The organism is Acinetobacter sp. YH01019 (assembly GCF_013420285.1).
In the GTDB taxonomy this organism is placed as follows: domain Bacteria; phylum Pseudomonadota; class Gammaproteobacteria; order Pseudomonadales; family Moraxellaceae; genus Acinetobacter; species Acinetobacter gandensis.
Genome location: NZ_VOYM01000156.1, coordinates 1 through 2,617, shown reverse-complemented (window position 1 = coordinate 2,617; position 2,617 = coordinate 1). Strand labels below are relative to the sequence as shown.

Genomic DNA, 2,617 nt, shown 5'->3' with positions numbered 1-2,617 from the left:
GTCATCACCAGAACGATGGTGATGACTACGGCGATCTGACCCCAAAGGATTCGGCCTCCGCGCAATGCAGGCTCCAGTCGGCAAAAGAGACGGAGCCGATCAGAGAGTAGGCAAAATCGGGACGGGCAACAGGAAAGAGGATGCCGGAGGGCTGCCGGATACTATCGGCGGCAAATAGGATGGATCGCCTGTGCCGTTATCGTGCCGGTCGAGTGCCATCCAGGAAACGATTGGGCGAATCGCCGTCACGCTTCATTTTGCCTGCGAGGTTGAGTAGATTTTTCAGTGCGGAGTTGCGATTGAACGGCGACCAGACGGCTGTAAAGGCAACCGGCTCCGGTTCATCGAGGAAGGGCAGGAAGACGATGCCGGTCGTCGGCAACAATGACGTTGCCTCGCCGACGATAGTGATGCCGAAGCCTTGTCCGACCATAGATAGCAGCGTGTCGCGCCCCACATCAAAGCGCCGGATCGACGGTGCGGGCCAACGCCCGGCAAGGCGCAGCACGATATGGTCATGGACCTGCGGGCCGGTGCCACCATAGCGAACAATGAAAGTCTCGCCGACCAGATCGGACCAAGTGATTGCGGACTGCCCGGCGAGGCGATGCCCATCCGATAGCACGGCCACCAGCGGTTCGGTCCAGATCGGTCGGGTATGGCAGTCGGGCATCTCGGGCTTGCCCGCGACGAACACCACGTCGAGCTGGTCAGCACGAAGCTGCATCACCGCATCGCGGGCTGTGCCTTCGGTGATCTCAACCTCAATGCCCGTATGTTCTTCCCGATAATGACGGATCAGCTCCGTGAGAAAGCTGCGTGGGATTAAGGCATGGATGCCGATGCGAAGCCGGCCGTATTCTCCTTGAGCTGTCATGCCTGCGGTCTTCACTGCGTGATCGAGTTGATCGACACCCGCCGTGACACGCTCCATGAAGTGCCTGCCTGCGTCTGTTAGCCGAACGCCCCGCGCATGGCGCTCAAATAGCAGGACACCAAGGTTATCCTCCAGCGCTTTCACACGCGCGCTGACGCTCGACTGGCTGATACCAAGTGCCTTGGCCGCATGCCGAAAATTCAGATGCTCGGCGACGGCGATGAACTGAACAAGGGAAATGAGCGGTATCCTGCCAGACAGGATACCGACATTCACGAGGTTTCGATGGTTAGTGCGCCGCATCGGAGCGGGCCTGCTACCAGTCGTCGGTTAGACGACTGGCGACTTCTCGGTGGCAGCCCCACGGAGCCGAAGGAGCACCAGCCCCAACGAAACCAGTACCGCCATCGCCGTGGCGTAACAGATCACGGGCCACGCTGTGTCACCGTTTAAAAGTGCCACCGCCAATGTCCCGACAATGCTGACTATCAGGCTTTGAACGCAGAAGTAGAACGCGACCGCTGATCCCGCGATGTCGTCGAACTCTGCCAAAGCGCCGTTCGCGGTAACGGACACCGTGAAGACAATACCGACCGCGACAACCCACATCGGTAGGATGAAGGTGAGGAATGACGGCGAGCCGTAAAGTTCGCCGATCCCCAACAGGACCGCTCCGCAAACAAGCAACGCCATCCCACGCGCCACGCATCCTGCGATGCCCCATCTGGCGACAAAGGACTTCGCGAAACGGGTTGTCACGATCATTACAAGCGCGACAGTGGCGAAGGCAAAGCTGAATCCGATCTCGGAATATTCCGCTTGGCCTATGAGCACACGGGGAGCCGTCGAGAAGAAGACGAAGTAGGTGCCCATACCGGCGCTAAAGCCGACAGTGTAAACCCAAAAAGCCGGACTCGCGAAGATCGGCAAGACAGATCGGCGCGTCTTGACTTGATCCAGAGGGCGGGTTTCGTGCCACCTGAAACCCGCATTTAGGAGTGCGAGCATCGCCAGTATAGCCAAAGTAATGAATATCGCCTGCCATCCCAAGAACTCGCCGATCAATACTCCGGCGATAGGGCCGAGCGCAGGCACGAACGCCAGCATCGAACTGAAAAGGCCGTAGATGACGACACCCTCAGGACGGTTGGCATAAACGTCGCGAACCGTCGCGAACGTCGCCACCAGCATGGCCGACGCGCCCACTGCTTGAAGTAGACGGAAAGCGACAAAGGCCGGTGCAGTTGAAGACCAAGCTGCTCCCAGAGACGCAATGACGAAAGCCGTTGCGCCCGCAAGTAGAATTGGCCGTCGCCCGATTCTGTCTGAGAGCGGACCAAAAATCACCTGGCCCACGCCGAGCATCACCATATAGAGGCTCAACGTGAGTTGGATCATAGCGGGCGTCGTGTTCAGGATGCCGGGCATCGCTGGAACGACAGGGAGATAAATATCCATCGCCAGTGAAGCGAGGATGTCGAAAGGAGCCATCAGCAGCAGTGCTGCCGGCAGCGTATAGGCCCACGCGGGGCGTGTGGTGGTCATGACGAATCAACCCTCGATTAAGGAATACCGGGCGACGTCTGCTCGTCAGCAATCAGATGAGACTAGCCTTACAGAGCGCCGCAACAACAATACTGGTTGTTGCGGCTTACTTGTCTGCTGACTTGGAATTTCCCATCTGATTACTCCACGCTTACGAATATGAATTGCTACATTTTATCCGATTATCTTTTGCTT

The 2,617-nt window shown here is 58.0% G+C and carries 2 protein-coding genes and 1 pseudogene; all 3 read right to left on the bottom strand.

Features of this window, described 5'->3' with window-relative positions:
* Window positions 1-196 precede the first annotated feature (196 nt).
* The gene (locus FTT84_RS17495) at window positions 197-877 is read right to left on the bottom strand and encodes a LysR family substrate-binding domain-containing protein (protein ID WP_109354582.1); all 681 of its coding nucleotides are present in this window, start codon (window positions 875-877) and stop codon (window positions 197-199) included.
* Between the two features lie 3 nt (window positions 878-880).
* Window positions 881-1,180 (bottom strand): annotated as a pseudogene (locus tag FTT84_RS18215) (LysR family transcriptional regulator); the annotation flags it as partial.
* Window positions 1,181-1,207: 27 nt separating this feature from the next.
* The gene (floR, locus tag FTT84_RS17490; RefSeq protein WP_000214122.1) at window positions 1,208-2,422 is read right to left on the bottom strand and encodes a chloramphenicol/florfenicol efflux MFS transporter FloR; all 1,215 of its coding nucleotides are present in this window, start codon (window positions 2,420-2,422) and stop codon (window positions 1,208-1,210) included.
* Between the last annotated feature and the right edge of the window lie 195 nt (window positions 2,423-2,617).

What these genes read in the sequence shown, in the direction of transcription:
- FTT84_RS17495 (WP_109354582.1), bottom strand. Translation starts at nt 877, where the DNA reads ATGACAGCTCAAGGAGAATACGGCCGGCTTCGCATCGGCATCCATGCC.
- floR (WP_000214122.1), bottom strand. Translation starts at nt 2,422, where the DNA reads ATGACCACCACACGCCCCGCGTGGGCCTATACGCTGCCGGCAGCACTG.